General features: G+C 62.2%; 14 protein-coding genes. 9 read left to right on the top strand and 5 right to left on the bottom strand.

What is annotated here, in order from left to right; all coding sequences use genetic code 11:
- Positions 1–64: 64 nt before the first annotated feature.
- Both K1X71_08085 and K1X71_08080 read right to left on the bottom strand, forming a co-directional pair.
- Positions 65–556: a DUF4416 family protein gene (locus tag K1X71_08085; protein ID MBX7073094.1), complete on the bottom strand. Its 492-nt coding sequence runs from the start codon at positions 554–556 to the stop codon at positions 65–67.
- An 86-nt stretch (positions 557–642) separates the two neighbouring features.
- Positions 643–2385, bottom strand: coding sequence for a proline--tRNA ligase (locus K1X71_08080; protein ID MBX7073093.1), 1743 nt, complete (start codon positions 2383–2385; stop codon positions 643–645).
- Positions 2386–2663: 278 nt separating this feature from the next.
- Here K1X71_08080 and K1X71_08075 point away from each other — a divergent pair, with 278 nt between their 5' ends.
- From K1X71_08075 to K1X71_08035, 9 genes are all read left to right on the top strand, one after another.
- A complete protein-coding gene (locus K1X71_08075; GenBank protein MBX7073092.1) occupies positions 2664–3641 on the top strand; it encodes an HD domain-containing protein in 978 nt (325 codons plus the stop codon).
- A 308-nt stretch (positions 3642–3949) separates the two neighbouring features.
- Complete coding sequence (rnr, locus tag K1X71_08070) at positions 3950–6274, top strand: ribonuclease R (GenBank protein MBX7073091.1); 2325 nt, start codon at positions 3950–3952, stop codon at positions 6272–6274.
- A 174-nt stretch (positions 6275–6448) separates the two neighbouring features.
- Positions 6449–7570 carry a glycine cleavage system aminomethyltransferase GcvT gene (gene gcvT, locus K1X71_08065; GenBank protein MBX7073090.1) on the top strand — a complete coding sequence of 374 codons (1122 nt, stop codon included), beginning with the start codon at positions 6449–6451 and terminating at the stop codon, positions 7568–7570.
- Between the two features lie 60 nt (positions 7571–7630).
- Complete coding sequence (gene gcvH, locus K1X71_08060) at positions 7631–8014, top strand: glycine cleavage system protein GcvH (protein ID MBX7073089.1); 384 nt, start codon at positions 7631–7633, stop codon at positions 8012–8014.
- Positions 8015–8098: 84 nt separating this feature from the next.
- Positions 8099–9469 (top strand): aminomethyl-transferring glycine dehydrogenase subunit GcvPA, encoded by a 1371-nt coding sequence (gene gcvPA, locus K1X71_08055; protein MBX7073088.1) that lies wholly within the window; start codon positions 8099–8101, stop codon positions 9467–9469.
- On the top strand, positions 9462–10922 hold the full coding sequence (gene gcvPB / locus K1X71_08050) for an aminomethyl-transferring glycine dehydrogenase subunit GcvPB (protein ID MBX7073087.1): 1461 nt from the start codon (positions 9462–9464) through the stop codon (positions 10920–10922). Before gcvPA ends, gcvPB begins: the two co-directional genes overlap by 8 nt.
- The gene (locus K1X71_08045; GenBank protein ID MBX7073086.1) at positions 10919–11671 is read left to right on the top strand and encodes a hypothetical protein; all 753 of its coding nucleotides are present in this window, start codon (positions 10919–10921) and stop codon (positions 11669–11671) included. The genes gcvPB and K1X71_08045 overlap by 4 nt, the downstream gene beginning before the upstream one ends.
- A gap of 352 nt (positions 11672–12023) precedes the next feature.
- A complete protein-coding gene (locus K1X71_08040) occupies positions 12024–12965 on the top strand; it encodes an FHA domain-containing protein (protein ID MBX7073085.1) in 942 nt (313 codons plus the stop codon).
- Between the two features lie 161 nt (positions 12966–13126).
- Positions 13127–13327, top strand: a complete 201-nt coding sequence (locus K1X71_08035) for a hypothetical protein (protein MBX7073084.1) — start codon at positions 13127–13129, stop codon at positions 13325–13327.
- Here the strand turns inward: K1X71_08035 and acpS are convergent.
- Genes acpS through K1X71_08020 form a run of 3 tightly spaced genes read right to left on the bottom strand, consistent with a single transcriptional unit; the run spans position 13314 to position 15676 of the window.
- Positions 13314–13742, bottom strand: coding sequence for a holo-ACP synthase (gene acpS / locus K1X71_08030; protein ID MBX7073083.1), 429 nt, complete (start codon positions 13740–13742; stop codon positions 13314–13316). The two genes, K1X71_08035 and acpS, sit on opposite strands and share 14 nt — an antisense overlap.
- Positions 13739–14740 carry a tryptophan--tRNA ligase gene (gene trpS / locus K1X71_08025; GenBank protein MBX7073082.1) on the bottom strand — a complete coding sequence of 334 codons (1002 nt, stop codon included), beginning with the start codon at positions 14738–14740 and terminating at the stop codon, positions 13739–13741. The genes acpS and trpS overlap by 4 nt, the downstream gene beginning before the upstream one ends.
- Positions 14741–14743: 3 nt before the next feature.
- Positions 14744–15676, bottom strand: a complete 933-nt coding sequence (locus tag K1X71_08020; protein MBX7073081.1) for a dihydroorotate dehydrogenase — start codon at positions 15674–15676, stop codon at positions 14744–14746.
- Positions 15677–15683 lie beyond the last annotated feature (7 nt).

The raw sequence follows: 15683 nt of genomic DNA, 5'->3' as shown, positions 1-15683 counted from the left end.
TCGCCAGACTTGGAAGCAGCGAACCCAGCACAAGCCAAATCAAGCGATGTTCCTCACGGCCTCGCTAACGCTTCAATCGATGCCGGCACAAATTGAAAAACTCGTGGTAGTCGGCGCGCCGGTAATCGGGAAAGGTCCACTCCGCGGGTCGCCACGCCCCGTGTGAAAAGTGCAATGTCACCTCGGCATAGATCCCGCGATCCAGATACACGCGATGCGCGTGATCCTTGGTCGAAGCCAACACCAACTTGGCGAGCGTAATGTAGCCAGGATCAAGATTCAGCGGACGCGGCGCCGCGTGATCGCCTCTGCCAGCATACTCTGCCTCCAGCGCGTTTGTCGCCAACTTCACCTCGGCCAGCCGACCAGGGTCAAATGGCGAGTCAAACAGCCAAAACTGCTTCTTCAGATCGGCGCCCATGCTGGACGTGTAATAGTCCGTTTCGCCAAATGCGAAGGCCGGGCTTGTCAGCGCAATCTTCCCCCACCGCGACGCCGTTTGAGCTTCGGCCCAGGCGAGCGCCTCCGGGTGGCGACTAAAGGCCGCCACCAACATCAACGCCGTCGAATGCGAATGAATGGCTCCCACGCCAACCGCCGTTCTTTACCCGGAATCTCGCGCAGTGCGCCACCAGCGTCACATCACGACCGCGACGTCTGCCGCGCGGTCTCCACCAACTGCGCCAGCGCGGCGCCGGCGCCATCCAGCGGAATCGCCGCCGGCTCCGACTCGTGCCGCCATTTGATCTCCAGCTTTCCGTCTTTCAGGCTCCGCCCGCCGATCACCACGCGCAGCGGAATGCCAATCAAATCGGCGTCCTTGAACTTCACACCAGGCCGTTGGTCGCGATCGTCCAGCAGCACGTCGATGCCCGCCGTCTGCAGTTCGGCGTACAGTCGATTCGAGATCTCCATCACTTCCTGCTCCGCCACGTTGAGCGGCGACAGCACTACCTCATACGGCGCCAGCGACATCGGCCACACCACGCCATTGGCGTCGTGTTTGGTCTCGACCAATGAAGCCAATATCCGATTCACGCCAATCCCGTAACAACCCATGATGATCGAGTGCTGCTTCTCTTGGTCGTCGAGAAATCGGGCCTGCAGCGCGTCCGAGTACTTGGTCCCCAGCTTGAACACGTGCCCTACCTCAATCGCGTGCCGCAGCGCAAGTCTCCCACCACAGCGAGGGCAAGGATCGTTCGCGCCGGCATTGCGCAGATCGGCCGTGCGCTCCGGCGACATTTGAAAATCGCGTCCCAATCGCACGCCGGTGAAGTGCTGGTCTTTCTCATTGGCGCCAGTGATCGATTCGGTCATCGCCAGCACGTCGCAATCGGCCCACAGGTCGATCGTCAATCCCACCGGGCCCGCGAAACCCACTGCGGCGCCCGTCACCTTCTCGATCACTTCCGCCGCTGCCAATTCCAATTGCTTGGCGCCAAGGGCGCGGCGCAACTTGTTCTCATTCACCTCATGGTCGCCCCGCACTAGCACCGCAATGGGCCGCTCGTCGGCCACATAGATCAATGTCTTGATCATTTGCGCCGGCTGGCACTTCAGCATTTTGCTTACCTGCTCAATGCTCCCCGCGTTCGGCGTGGCCACCTTTTGCGGCGCGCCACCACCGTCGGCGGCAACAGCCTTCTGTTCGCGCGCGCCAATCTCAGCCCGTTCCAGATTCGCCGCGTAGCCGCACCCGGCGCAGTGCACCACCACGTCTTCACCGTTGTCCGCCAGCACCATGAACTCGTGGCTTGCGTCGCCCCCAATCGGGCCGCTCTCGGCCTCGACTGCCAGATAATCCAACCCGCACCGCGCGAAGATCCGGCAATACGCGTCGTACATCCGCTGATAGCTTTGGTTCAGCGACTCGAGCGACGTGTCAAAACTGTAGGCGTCCTTCATCAAAAATTCGCTCGTTCGCAGCACTCCAAACCGCGGACGCTCTTCGTTGCGAAACTTCGTCTGAATCTGGTACAGCGTGATCGGCAGTTGGCGATAGCTGGAGACATAGCGCGCCGCCAGATCGGTCACTACTTCTTCGTGCGTCGGTCCCAGCGCCATATGCACCTGCCGGTTGGCGCGCCGCACCTTGAACTGAATCAGCACGTTGCCAAACGCGTCCACGCGCCCGGTGCGCTCCCACAGGCTGATCGGCGTCAACGCCGGCATCAACACCTCGACCGCTCCCGCCCGGTTCATCTCCTCACGGACAATCGCCTCTGCCTTGCGCAGCGCCTTGAGGCCCAGCGGCAAGTAGGTATAAGCCCCCGCCATCACCTGGCTGATAAGTCCTGCCCGCAGCATCAACACATGACTGGGAATCTCAGCCCCTTCGGGCGTTTCCTTCATCGTCGGAATCAGCGTTTCGGTCCAGCGCACGGATGTGGTCCTGCAGGGGGTAGTGGGGCCTGAATGAACGTCGAATTCTAGGTGAACCGCCGCCAGATCGGCAACCGCACCGCGGCCTCACTATCCAGTGTGACTCCGGCAGAAAGGCCGCGCCGGACTCGGCCACCGCGCCAAAACATTGGCGATCACGGCTGCTAGCCGCGCGCCGCAGGCTAATCGCTGCTCGCGCTCCTTGCTGCCGGGCACGCCACAAACCTAGAATCCTGAATTCTCCCTCACTTAAATCATCTTCACGAAACCAACGCCTCATGTCGCGCCGCTTCATCAATCAACTCGGTCATCAAGAGACGATCAACGAGATCTTCCTGGCGGTCGATAAGCAGCTTCGTCCCAACCGCAACGGCAATCTTTATCTGCAACTCGAACTCCGCGACCGGACCGGCTCGCTCGGCGCGCGCGTCTGGAACGCCACCGAGGCGATGTATGGCAGCTTTGACAATGGAGACTTTGTCCGGGTGGAAGGTTCGACCCAGCTTTACCAGGGCGCGATCCAGTTGATTGCCACCCGCATCGAGCGCGTGCGCGGCGACGAGATCGACCACGCCGATTTCATGCCTTTGGCCCCTGCAGAAATCGACGCCCTGGCCCGCCGACTGGCCGAGCTGCTCCGCGCGATTCGCAATCCCCATTTGCGCGATCTGGCCGAGTGCTTTCTGGTCGACGCCGACTTCATGGATCGCTTCAGTCGCGCCCCTGCCGGCGTAAAGAATCATCATGCCTATCGCGGCGGCTTGCTCGAACACGTCGTCAACCTAATGGAAGTCGTCACCCGCATCGTCGATCGCTACCCCGCCCTCGACGCCGATCTCTTGCTCATGGGCGCCTTTGTGCACGACATGGGCAAGATCGAAGAACTCAGCTACGACAAGGGATTTGCCTATACCGATGCCGGCCAATTGCTGGGCCATCTCACCATCGCCATCTCAATGCTCGACGCCAAAGTGGCCGAGGCCGAACGCTTGGCAGGCGAACCGCTTCCCACTGAACTGGTTATGCGACTGAAACACATGATTCTCAGCCACCACGGCGCCTACGAATTTGGCAGCCCCAAGCTCCCCATGACCCTTGAAGCGGTCGCCCTGGCACAGCTAGACAACCTGGATGCCAAGATTCACAACTTTCAGCAGCAAATGCGGGACGACCCGAATTCCGAAAGTAGTTGGACCCTCTACAATCAGCAATTAGGCCGAAAACTCTATAAAGGACAGCCCAGCGGACAAAATTGACCCGCCACCGGCCATATCTGCTACAATTTGTGCAGGGAGCATCGGCGCCGTTCCAATGGCTTTCGCCGAAGTTGCAGCCTAGGCCGCCAATTTTCGGCGGCCGCTCGTGGTCGATCGCTCGACACGGGCTCCGTTTCTCGCTGCGGCGAACAACATATCGGCCTCTTGCGCTGGATCCAATTCGCAAGCGCAAATCGCAATTCAATCTCGACGCGACTTAGCGTCGTTTCAACGAACATATACCCGCCTCCGGCAAGATTTTCGCTGATTACAGCGACCCGGCGCGGGCAATCTCCACAGGAACACACATGGAATCCAGTTCGCTCGAAGCCCAAGTGCTCGAGTTCGTCCTCGCCCCCAACTATCAGCCCGTCAAGCCGCGTGTGATCGCCAAGAAACTTGGCCTCCCCGAGGATCAGAAGGACGCCGTTCGCAAGACAGTCAAGCGGCTCGTTAAAGCGGGCAAGTTGCAATTCTCGCCGAATCACATGGTCCGCGCGCCGCGTCAGGCCAGCCCGCCAACTGCCAGCAAGCAAACCAGCAAAGCGCCCAAGACGACCGAGCAAAATCAAATCACCGGCCGCTTTCGCCGCGCTCAGGCCGGATACGGCTTCGTCCGCCCCGTCGGCACGCCAAAATCTCAAGGCAATGATAACGACATCTTCATTCCAGAGAATCGCACCGGCGACGCGGTGACCGGAGACCTGGTCGCGGTCGAAATCAACTATCGCAAACGCGCGCCACGCGGTGGTTTCGAGGGCAAAATCGTCGAGGTCGTCGAACGCGAGACGCATCAATTCGTCGGCACTTATTTCGAAGCCGCCGGACAAGCCATGGTGCAGGTCGACGGCTCCATCTTCGCCCAACCGATCCGCGTGGGCGATCCCGGCGCCAAGAATGCCCGTCCAGACGATAAAGTCGTCTTCGAGATGGTCCGATTTCCCTCCCCCTGGCACGCGGGCGAAGGGGTCATCACCGAGGTGCTTGGCTCGCGCGGCGATCCCGGCGTTGACACGCTCACCATCATTCGCGAATTCGAATTACCCGAACATTTCGCCGAAGACACCCTGGCGGCGGCGCGGCAACAGGCGGACCAGTTCGACGAGTCAATCCCCGCGGATCGACTCGATTTGACTGGTGACACGATCATTACCATCGACCCGGTCGATGCCCGGGACTTTGACGACGCCATCTCATTGACCCGACTCGAAAATGGCCACTGGCGGCTGGGGGTGCATATCGCCGATGTGGCGCACTTTGTTCCAGCTAAGACGCCGCTCGATCGCGAAGCTCACAATCGGGCCACCAGCGTCTATCTGCCCGATCGCGTCATCCCGATGCTGCCAGAAATCATTTCCAACAGCCTGGCCAGTCTACAGCCCGATCGAGTTCGCTACGCCAAAACGGCGTTCATCGAGTTCACCGACGAAGGAGTGCGGGTAGCGGTCGATTTGCGCCGCACCGCCATCAAGAGTTGCCGTCGCTTCACCTACGAGGAGGTCGACGAATACCTTGCCGACCGAGAAGCCTGGAAGGCCCGGCTCGAACCGGCGGTTCACACCTTGCTCGGTCGCATGCACGAATTGGCGATGACCCTCCGCCGCCGGCGCATCCAGCGCGGTGCGCTCGAACTGACCTTGGGAGAAATCAAGATCGACCTCGATCGCGACGGCAAGGTGGCCGGCGCGCATCAGGTGGTGAACACCGAAAGCCATCAGGTCATCGAAGAGTTCATGCTCGCCGCCAACGACGCCGTGGCAGAGCATCTACGCGATCAGTCGCTCTTGTTTCTTCGCCGCATTCACGAAGCGCCCGATCCACGCAAACTGCAAGAACTGACCGACTTCGTCAAGGAACTCGGTTTCCAGACCGAGAGCCTCGAAAGCCGCTTCGAGATTCAGAAAATACTGAAGGAAGTCGCCGGCAAACCGGAAGAACGCGCAGTCAATTACGCCATCTTGCGCAGTATGCAGCAGGCCGTTTATGCCCCCGCCGACGAAGGGCACTATGCCTTGGCCAGCGATTGCTACTGTCACTTCACCTCTCCCATTCGTCGCTATCCTGACCTTTTGGTCCATCGCCTGCTCGACGCGCTCTGGGATCAGAAAAAGCCCGTCCAGGACCTGGCGGAGCTTGTCGCGCTCGGCGATCACTGCTCTCAGCGAGAACGCCGCGCCGAAGCCGCCGAACGCGAACTCACCAAGATCAAGCTGCTGCACTACCTCGAAGAACGCGTCGGCATGGAAATGGACGCCGTGGTCACCGGCGTCGCGCAATTCGGCATGTTCGCGCAAGGAATTGAGCTTCCCGCCGAGGGCCTGATCCATGTGACGTCGCTGGCCGATGATTACTATCGCTTCGAGCGGGCCAGTCACGCCTTGGTCGGTTATCGGCAAGGCAACGCCTATCGGCTGGGCGACAAGATACGCGTTGCCGTCGCTCGCGTCGACGTCGATCGTCGCGAGCTTGATTTGCGCGTGGTGGGACGTGGCAAGCGAGGCGCCACGCCGCGTGCGGCGCTGCCTCCGCGACGCGACGCCAAGCCCAGGCGAGACGGCGACAAATCGCCTGCACCCGTCAAGCGCAAGGGGGCCGCCAAAACGCCGCGCCCCAAGAAGCAGGGACGCCGCTAATTCGCGTCGTACACGCGCGACGCAGCTGCTGCGACAGACCCTAGCAGCCTACGAACGCGGCGTTACAATAAAGCCGTCTCCTGCGACAAATTGGCAACTCGGCGACTACGTCTTTACATCCAGGTCAATTCGACCTGGATGGTGGGGTCGCGTACTGTCTTTTGGCAATCCGTGATGACCGCGACCCTGGCAAATACACCGCTCCACGATTGGCATGTCGCCCAGGGCGGTCGCATGGTCGACTTTGCCGGCTGGTCGATGCCGGTGCAATACACCTCAATTGTCGCCGAACATCGGGCCACGCGCACTGCTGCCGGACTGTTCGATATCTCACATATGGGCCGTCTCCGCTTCGATGGCCCCAGCGCCGCGCCGTTTCTTGATCGATTGGCCACGCGCCGTGCGTCGAAGTTGGCCATCGGACAGGTGGTCTATGCGCTGGTCACCAATGAATCGGGCGGCATTCTCGATGACATTCTCATCTATCGCTTGGCCGATGCGGCGCAGCGCGACTACTTCCTGGTGGTCGTGAACGCGAGCAATCGCGAGAAAATCGTTTCCTGGATTCGCTCGCGCCCCGCCGCCGACGACCTGCAATTCGCCGACCTCACCACTGACTGGGCCATGATCGCCGTGCAGGGACCGCACGCGCTTCAACTCGTGGCGCCGCTCGTCGAATTCGACCTCGCCGCGATGAAGTATTACACCGCAACCGAGACGCTGATCGCCGGACATGGCGGCATTGTGAGTCGTACAGGCTACACCGGCGAAGACGGCGTGGAGCTGATCGTCGGCGCCGCAATGGCGCCGCGCATTTGGCAAATGTTGTTCGATCGCAGCCAGTCCGAGCAGCTTGGCGCCGTCGCCGCCGGGCTGGGATCACGCGACACCCTCCGCCTCGAAGCCGGCATGCCGCTTTACGGCCACGAGCTATCCGAAAACGTCAATCCCTTTCAGGCGGGTCTCGGCTTCGCGGTCGATCTGGCGAACGCCCAGTTTCCAGGCGCCGCCGAGCTTGCCCGCTTCAAGGCCGACTCGTCACAGCCGCGTCGTGTCGGGCTCGAACTGGTAGGCAAGCGCGTCCCGCGCGAAGGATACGCCATACTCGATCCGGCAGGCGCCACGATTGGCCAGGTGACCAGCGGCACCTTTTCTCCGACTTTCGATCGCCCCTTGGCCATGGGCTACGTGGCGCCGCAATTCGCCGCGCCCGGCGCCCAGTTGGCGATCGACATTCGCGGCCGCGCGGAACCTGCCCGCATTGCCGCGCTCCCCTTCTATCGACGCTCCCGTTAACCGATTCCGAGGATCACTAGCGTGACGAAGAACAGCTCATCGCAATACGCGCCGCAAGACCTGCGATTCGCCAAGACGCATGAGTGGGTCCATTTAGAAGGCCCCAGCGGCGCGCAAACCGCCACCATCGGCGTCTCGGCGTTCGCCGTGGCGGCCCTTACTGATCTGGTCTACATCGAGTTGCCGCAAGTCGGTCGCAAACTAGCGCATGGCGAACCGTTTGGCGAGGTCGAGTCGGTCAAGGCCGTCAGCGATCTCTACAGCCCGTTGGCCGGCGAAATCGTGGCAGTGAACGAAGACTTGCGCGATCACCTGGAAAAACTGAGCGCAGATCCCTACGGCGCCGGTTGGCTGATCCGCCTGCGCGTCGCCGACGACTCCGGCCTCGCCGATCTCATGGATCATGCAACGTACCAGCGGCAATGCGCCGAGGAGCAGCACTAGCCGCGCTTTATGCTTTTCGCTGGCTTCACTATTCCCCGCGCCGCTTGATCTGGCGCGTGTTTCTGTCCCTGCAAGGATGGCCGAATGCCATATTTCGCCAACACTCCCGAAGACGAACGCGACATGCTGGCCGCGATCGGCGTCGCTTCGATCGAAGAGCTTTTTGAGCTGGTGCCCGCCGACCTGCGGCTCCGCGGCGCGCTCCAACTGCCGCCGGCGCTGACCGAAGTCGAGTTGACGCAGCACATGAGCGAACTGGCCGCTCGCAACGAATCGGCGGCCGACAAGGTTTGCTTTCTCGGCGCCGGCAGCTACGACCACTTCATTCCCGCGATCGTCGACAGTCTGGCCGGCCGCGGCGAGTTTTACACTTCCTACACGCCCTACCAACCAGAGGCCAGCCAGGGCAACCTGCAAGCCTTCTTCGAGTATCAAACGCTGATCACACAGTTGACTGGCATGGATGTGTCCAACGCCAGTCTCTACGACGGCGGTAGCGCGGCGACCGAAGCCATGCTCATGGCTATCTCCGTCACCAAGCGCCACGGCAACGTCGTCGTGCCGGCCAGCGTCCATCCCGAGTATCGCCAGATTCTGGCCACGTATCTCAAGGATCTTGGCATCCAACTGGTCACTGCGCCGGTCGCCGAAGGCGTTCTCCGGCCAGCCGATCTGCAGGCGTGCCTCTCCGATCAGACCGCCGGCGTGCTGATTCAACAGCCCAACTTCTTCGGCAATCTCGAATCGATGCGCGAGTTGGCCGACATCACTCACCGCGCCGGCGCCCTCTTCTGCGTTTCTGTCGATCCGATCAGCCTCGGACTTCTCGAGCGCCCCGCCGACTACGGCGCCGACATCGTCACCGCCGAGGGCCAATCGCTGGGCAGTCCCCTGTCGTTCGGCGGACCCTACCTCGGCATCATGGCCTGCCGCGAGGAATTTGTCCGCCGCATGCCCGGTCGCCTTTGTGGTCAGACGGTCGATCGCAACGGCCGGCGCTGCTTCGTGCTCACACTCCAAACTCGCGAGCAGCATATCCGCCGCGAAAAAGCGACCAGCAACATCTGCACCAATCAAGGACTCTTCGCGCTGCGCGCCACCATCTATCTGGCTTCGCTGGGTCCGCAAGGGCTACGCGAGGTGGCCGAGTTGTCGCTCCGCAAGGCGCATTACTTGCGCGATCTGCTGGCCGGCGACACCGCGCTGGCCCCCGCGTTCGACCAGCCGTTCTTCAAAGAGTTCGTGATGCGCGTGCCAGATGGCGCGGTCGATCGCTGGCTGGACGAGGCTCAAGAAGCCGGCTTCTTCGCCGGTGTGCCGCTGGCCCGCTGGTATCCCGAACTGGCCGACTGCGTGCTGATCACGGTGACAGAGAAGCGTACCCGCGCCGAAATGGACCGCCTCGCCCAAGTGGTTCGCCGGCTCTCACGGAAGGAGGCAATTGCCCATGCGTAATGCCCGTACCAGCCAACTGTTGTTCGAGGCCTCCAAGCCCGGCCGGCGCGCCACTCTCTGGCCAGCGGCCGATGTGCCGCACCAACCGCTGGAGTCGATGCTGCCCGCCAGCGCGCTGGCCGCCGCGCCGCCCCGTTTGCCGGAGACTACCGAACCCGAAATTGTGCGGCACTACAGCAACCTGTCGACCTTGAACATGTCGGTCGACACGCATTTCTACCCGCTCGGCTCCTGCACCATGAAGTACAATCCCAAACGCAACGAGCGTTTGGCTTCGTTGCCCGGCTTGGCGCAATTGCATCCCTATCAGCCCGACGAGTCCCTGCAAGGACTGCTTCAACTACTCTACGACTTGCAGCAATATCTGGCCGACATCGCCGGATTGGACGCGGTATCGCTTCAGCCCGCCGCGGGCGCCCAGGGCGAACTGGCCGCGTTGTTCGTGGCCGCCGCCTACTTCCGCTCGCGCGGAGAGGCGCGCACTCGCGTGCTCATTCCCGATAGCGCTCACGGCACCAACCCAGCCAGCGCCGTGATGGCCGGCTTCGAGGCCGTCACGGTCCGCAGCACCCCCGCCGGCTATGTCGATCTGGAAGACCTCACCTCCAAGCTCGACCAGCGCACCGGCGTCTTCATGATCACCAATCCCAACACGCTTGGCATGTTCGATGGCCAAATCGCCGAAATCGCTCAGCGCGTGCATGCTGTTGGCGGTCTGATCTATCTCGACGGCGCCAACATGAACGCCATTCTCGGCGTGGCTCGCCCGGGCGACTTTGGCGCCGACATGATGCACTACAACCCGCACAAGACCTTTAGCGGTCCGCACGGCGGCGGCGGTCCCGGCGCCGGCCCCATCGCCGTCCGCAAAATGCTAGAGCCATTTCTGCCGGCTCCAGTCGTCATTCGCGACGGCGAGCGCTATCGATTGGACTACGATCGGCCCCAGTCGATCGGGCGCGTACGTAGTTTCTTTGGCAACACCGGAGTGCTGATCCGCGCCTACGCGTATATTCGCACTCACGGACCCGACGGTCTGCGGCGCGTGGCCGACAACGCGGTGCTCAATGCCAACTATTTGCTCAGCCGAGTCAAGTCGTTCTTGCCGGTACCGCAAGGCGATCGCTGCATGCACGAGTTCGTCGCCACCGCCAACGAAATCAAGAACGCGCGCGGCATCAGCGCGATGGATATCGCCAAGCGACTATTGGACTATGGCTATCACGCGCCTACCGTCTATTTTCCGCTCACCGTCCGGGAGGCCATGATGATCGAACCCACCGAGACGGAGAGTCGAGAGACTTTGGACGCCTTTGCCAAAGTGCTCAAGCAAATCACCGAAGAAGACCCGGAGTTCGTGCGCGACGCGCCCCACACCACCCCCATTGCTCGCCCCGACGAGGTGCAGGCCGCGCGCAAGCCCGTGCTCAAGTGGACGCCCACCAGCGCATGAGTCACACAGAGCCTTGTCGACTAGTGCCTCTCCATACGGCGCCAGGCGCCTGGAACATGGCGGTCGACGAGTGGCTGTTGCGTTCCGCCGAACAGCGCGGCCACTGTGTTCTAAGGCTCTATGAGTGGTCCCCCGCAACCCTGTCGCTAGGATATTTTCAACCAGTGGCGGCACGGCAAGATCACTCGGCCAGCCGCGCCTGTGCCTTGGTCCGCCGCTCTACCGGCGGCGGCGCCATCCTGCACGATCGCGAGCTCACCTATTCGCTGGTCATTCCCACTCGGCATCGACTGGCCGTTGATCCGCTTTCGCTCTACCGCCTGGCACACGGGGCGCTCATCACAGCGCTCGCCGAACTGGGGATTCCAGCGCGCCTCTGCGAAGTCGCAACACCGCTGCCACGCGATCAAGAACCCTTCTTATGCTTCCAGCGCCGTGCCGTTGGCGACGTGCTGCAAGGCGATTTCAAGATCGCCGGTAGCGCCCAACGTCGCCATCGCGGCGCCATCCTGCAGCACGGCAGCGTGCTCCTGGCGGCCTCTCCCTTCGCGCCAGAACTGCCGGGCATCTGCGACCTGGTTGGAGGCCAACTGTCCGCTGCATCGCTAGCGAGCGTCTTCCTGCCCCATTTGGCGGCCGCGCTGGCGGTCACCTTGGTCGTCGAAGCGCCGCCAACAAGCGAACAAGAGTCCATCGCCCAGCTAGAAATAGGGCAATTCAGCTCGGCCGGTTGGATCACTCGCCGCTGAGGCCAGTTCGTATGGTGCGCGAATTGCTTGTCTTTGGCTGCCCGTCGCCGCTACTATTCATCAGCCAACGAGTTGGGCGCAGTCGAGCCCCCACTTTATAGGGGTCAAACGCGCCGCCTTTCGGCAATGACAGAAATACTGCCAAGAATCTTCGTGCGTTTGTCGGTACATTCGTTTATCTTCAGGCTTTGAAAGCAGACGCTGCTCCGCCTATCCGATCATCCAAATATTGGGAAGGTTCCTTCCCGCCGGGGTTGCGTTTGGCTCCCGATCGTTCCGATGGACGCCGTCGACACAATGTCCGCCCTCATTCGTTCGTTACTGAATATCGAAGTGTGGACGGCGACACACCATGGAAGTGAAGCTTAAGGTTTGTGTTGGAGCTAGCGCCGGCAAGGAATTGACGGTTGCCGGGCCCAAGTTCTTTATTGGCCGCGCGGAGGATTGTCAGCTACGCCCTAAGAGCGATCTCATCAGTCGTCATCACTGCGTGCTCATGGTGGACGACTCCGCGCTGATTGTGCGCGATCTCGGTAGCCGCAACGGCACCCTCGTCAACGACGAGCAGGTGGCTGGCGAACGCGAGTTGCTCGCTGGCGATCGGCTCAAAGTCGGGCCGCTCGAATTTGAAGTTGTCATCTCGCGCACCCTCGCGCCGGCTCAAAAACGGCCCAAAGTCACCAGCGTGCTCGAGGCCGCCGTACGCACCGCCGCGGGCCATCCCGGCGCGCAGAACGATGTCACTCAGTGGCTCGGGGCAACCGGCGGCGCCAACGGGGGGACCACCCAATTCTCGGGCGGCCACGACACCGAGGCCGCCGAGACCGAAGAGATCAAGATGGGCTCGACGATGATCAACATCCCGGCGCCCCCAATGCCAACGCACACGACCCTGACGCCGGCGCCTTTGGCGCCTCATGTTCCACTAGCGCCGGCTACCCCGATAGTGGCCAGCGCGCCGGCGCCCATGGCGGCCCCGCCCGTCGCTCCCGCGCCACCTGTGGCCCAGGCCCCTCCCGCCGCGCCGCCAATCGTGGCCGACGAACCGACGCCGGCGCAAACCGCCAGCACCATGCTGAACATTGATTTCGAGCCTGAGGCAAAGCCCAAGACCGCGCCGGTCGCCACATCCCACGTAGAGCGGTACGTGCCAGAACATCAGGCGCCGCCCCCCGCCGAACCCGAAAAGAAGACGTCGGACAGCAAAATCGGCAAATTGCCGCACAAACCGCGCACCGCCGACAGTCGCGCCGCGGCCGCCGACACCCTCAAGAAGTTCTTCAATCGGCGTTAGCGGCCTGCAAGATCGCGAACTGTGGCTCGCTGCCAATCCTTGGGTAGGTTCTGCCCCTGTGCGGCACTTGCTGCGCCGTGCCGCGGCTTGCTATTCTCGAACCGGCCCTGCATCGCGGCGGCTGTACTAACCCATAGAAAGCTTTCGCGGGAGTTGCCCGAATGTCCGAAGAAGATTCCGCGTCCAGCCGCTATCGCGAGTTCTTGCACCTGCTCCCCCTCACCATCGCCATCGCCGGCTTGCCCACGCCAGACGGCAATCGCAACTACACCCACGACCAACTGCAGGCCCGCGCTCAGATCATTGGCAATGCCTACCGGCTGGCCCGCCAGGTCGCCCGCGAATGCATTACGAATGCCTAGCGCCATTTGGCTGGACGTTCGCCAGCGCCAAGGCATAGGCCGTCGCATAGTTGCGGCAATGTGAAATGCTGATCAGCATTTCGCCAAGCCCAATCTCCACGCCGCGCTGGCGCGCGCCGCCGTGCAGCGCGATCGACGGCTTCCCTCCGCCGTCGTTCACCACCTCGACATCCCGCCAGCCAATCCCCTTGATCCAACCGGTGCCCAGCGCCTTGAGCACCGCCTCCTTGGCCGCCCAGCGGCCGGCAAAATGCTGGGTCGATTGCTTACGGCTCTGGCAATACTGAGTTTCGTGCGGCGTGTACACGCGGCTCACAAACAGTTCGCCATGCCGCTCAATCATCTGCGCGATCCGCAGACACTCGATAATGTCCGTGCCAATTCCCAGGATGTCGCCGTGTCGCGCTCCGCTCATGGCCGTCTCGCGCCCAATGTATCCGGCAATTGACTGGAGCCAATGCCGCAGGCGTCCTGCGCCCGCCGCAGCACATCCCCCGCCTTCCGTCGCGCGCGGCGCGCGCCATCGGCCAGTATTTCGCGCACCCGTTCCGGATGCGCGGCCAACTCCGCTCGGCGCTGCCGCGCCTCGGCAAAATACGCTTCGGCGACATCGGCCAGCGCCTTTTTCACCTCCCCATACCCGAATCCGCCGCGGCGATACAACGCCTCCATCTCGGCGCGCTGCGCCGGCGTGGCGAACAGCGAGTGCAATTGAAACAAAGGATCCCCTTCCGGCGCCTTGGGCTCCTCCATCGGGCGCGAATCGGTCGTGATCCGCATGATCTTCTTGCGCTGCGGCTTTACATCCTCAAAGATCTCGATCGTGTTGTTGTAGCTCTTCGACATCTTCTCGCCGTCCACGCCCGGCACTTTGGCCGATCCGTCCAGCACCTTCGCTTTCGGCAGCACAAACACCTCGCCAAAGCGGTGGTTGAAGCTCTGCGCCAGGTCGCGGCACACCTCGATGTGCTGAATTTGATCTTCCCCCACCGGCACCACGTTCGAGTCGTAGGCCAGAATGTCCGCCGCCATCAGCACGGGATAGGTGAACAACCCTGCGTCCGCCGCCAAGCCCTTCGCCTTCTTGTCCTTGTACGCGTGACACCGCTCCAACAGCCCCATTGGCGTGATCGTCATCAGCAGCCAACACAACTCCGACACCTCGGGCACGTCCGACTGCACAAACAAGATCGCGTGCTCGGGGTTCAGCCCCAGGGCCAGCAAGTCGGTCGCCGCGTTGAGCGTCAACTGCGACAACAATTGAGGATCACGCACCGTGGTCAGCGCGTGCAGATTGGCGATGAAGTAGTACGCTTCGTCTTCGCGCTGCAGATCGATGTATTGGCGGATGGCGCCAAAATAGTTGCCCCAATGAAAGCGCCCCGTGGGCTGAATTCCAGATAGCACGCGCATGAGCTAGTTCCCGTCGATCGCTAAAACGCCTACGACCTCACGCGCCGACGTCGCCCCCAGTTGGCGAATCGCGCCCGGCAGTTGGTCCAAGATTTCCATCGTAGCCGCTGGACGATAAAAGTTGGCCGTGCCCACCTGAACTGCGCTGGCGCCAGTGACAAGAAATTCCATCACGTCGTCGATGGTGGCGATTCCTCCCACACCGATCACCGGCACGCTCACCGCGCGCGCGGTCTGGTATACCGCCCGCAGCGCGATCGGCTTGATCGCCGGACCGCTCAATCCCCCCATGATGTTCCCTAGGATCGGTCGGCGCCGGCGCCAATCGACCGCCATCCCCAGGCAGGTGTTGATTACCGAGATCGCGTCGGCGCCCCCGGCCTCCGCGGCGACAGCAATCTCCGCAATGCGAGTCACGTTCGGCGTCAATTTGGCGATGACCGGCAACTGGCACGCCTCTCGCACACCGCGCACCACTGCTTCGCACATCGCCGGATCGGTGCCAAAATCGACTCCGCCAGACACATTGGGGCAGGAAACGTTCAATTCAATTGCCGCCGCGCCCCCCGCCCGATCCAATCGCTCCGCCAGTGTGATGAACTCCTCGCGCGTGCGGCCAGCGATACTCACCACAATCGGCGTCCCTAGCCCCGCCAGGTACGGCAGATGGTGCTCGATGAACGCCTCGATGCCGTCGTTGTCTAGTCCAATCGAATTCAACATCCCCGCCGGCGTCTCGACCGTTCGCGCCGGCTTGTTGCCTGCGCGTGGCGCCAATGTGATGGTCTTGGGGATGATGGCCCCGAGCCGTAAGAGGTCCACCAAGCCGGCCATTTCGCGCGCGTAACCAAACGTCCCAGACGCGACGAGCACCGGATTGGCCAGTTTCAGTCGACCCAGAGAAACAGCAAGATCAACGGCAGCGGTGGTCGCCAAGTGGACG

Source organism: Pirellulales bacterium (genome assembly GCA_019694455.1).
Classification (GTDB): Bacteria; Planctomycetota; Planctomycetia; order Pirellulales; family JAEUIK01; genus JAIBBY01.
The sequence above is the reverse complement of the archived record's forward strand: the minus strand, read 5'-3'. Positions and strand labels throughout refer to the sequence as shown.

What these genes read in the sequence shown, in the direction of transcription:
- K1X71_08085 (MBX7073094.1), bottom strand. Translation starts at nt 556, where the DNA reads ATGTTGGTGGCGGCCTTTAGTCGCCACCCGGAGGCGCTCGCCTGGGCC.
- gcvPB (MBX7073087.1), top strand. Translation starts at nt 9,462, where the DNA reads ATGCGTAATGCCCGTACCAGCCAACTGTTGTTCGAGGCCTCCAAGCCC.
- acpS (MBX7073083.1), bottom strand. Translation starts at nt 13,742, where the DNA reads ATGAGCGGAGCGCGACACGGCGACATCCTGGGAATTGGCACGGACATT.
- K1X71_08035 (MBX7073084.1), top strand. Translation starts at nt 13,127, where the DNA reads ATGTCCGAAGAAGATTCCGCGTCCAGCCGCTATCGCGAGTTCTTGCAC.
- gcvPA (MBX7073088.1), top strand. Translation starts at nt 8,099, where the DNA reads ATGCCATATTTCGCCAACACTCCCGAAGACGAACGCGACATGCTGGCC.
- K1X71_08075 (MBX7073092.1), top strand. Translation starts at nt 2,664, where the DNA reads ATGTCGCGCCGCTTCATCAATCAACTCGGTCATCAAGAGACGATCAAC.
- trpS (MBX7073082.1), bottom strand. Translation starts at nt 14,740, where the DNA reads ATGCGCGTGCTATCTGGAATTCAGCCCACGGGGCGCTTTCATTGGGGC.
- K1X71_08045 (MBX7073086.1), top strand. Translation starts at nt 10,919, where the DNA reads ATGAGTCACACAGAGCCTTGTCGACTAGTGCCTCTCCATACGGCGCCA.
- K1X71_08040 (MBX7073085.1), top strand. Translation starts at nt 12,024, where the DNA reads ATGGAAGTGAAGCTTAAGGTTTGTGTTGGAGCTAGCGCCGGCAAGGAA.
- rnr (MBX7073091.1), top strand. Translation starts at nt 3,950, where the DNA reads ATGGAATCCAGTTCGCTCGAAGCCCAAGTGCTCGAGTTCGTCCTCGCC.
- gcvT (MBX7073090.1), top strand. Translation starts at nt 6,449, where the DNA reads ATGACCGCGACCCTGGCAAATACACCGCTCCACGATTGGCATGTCGCC.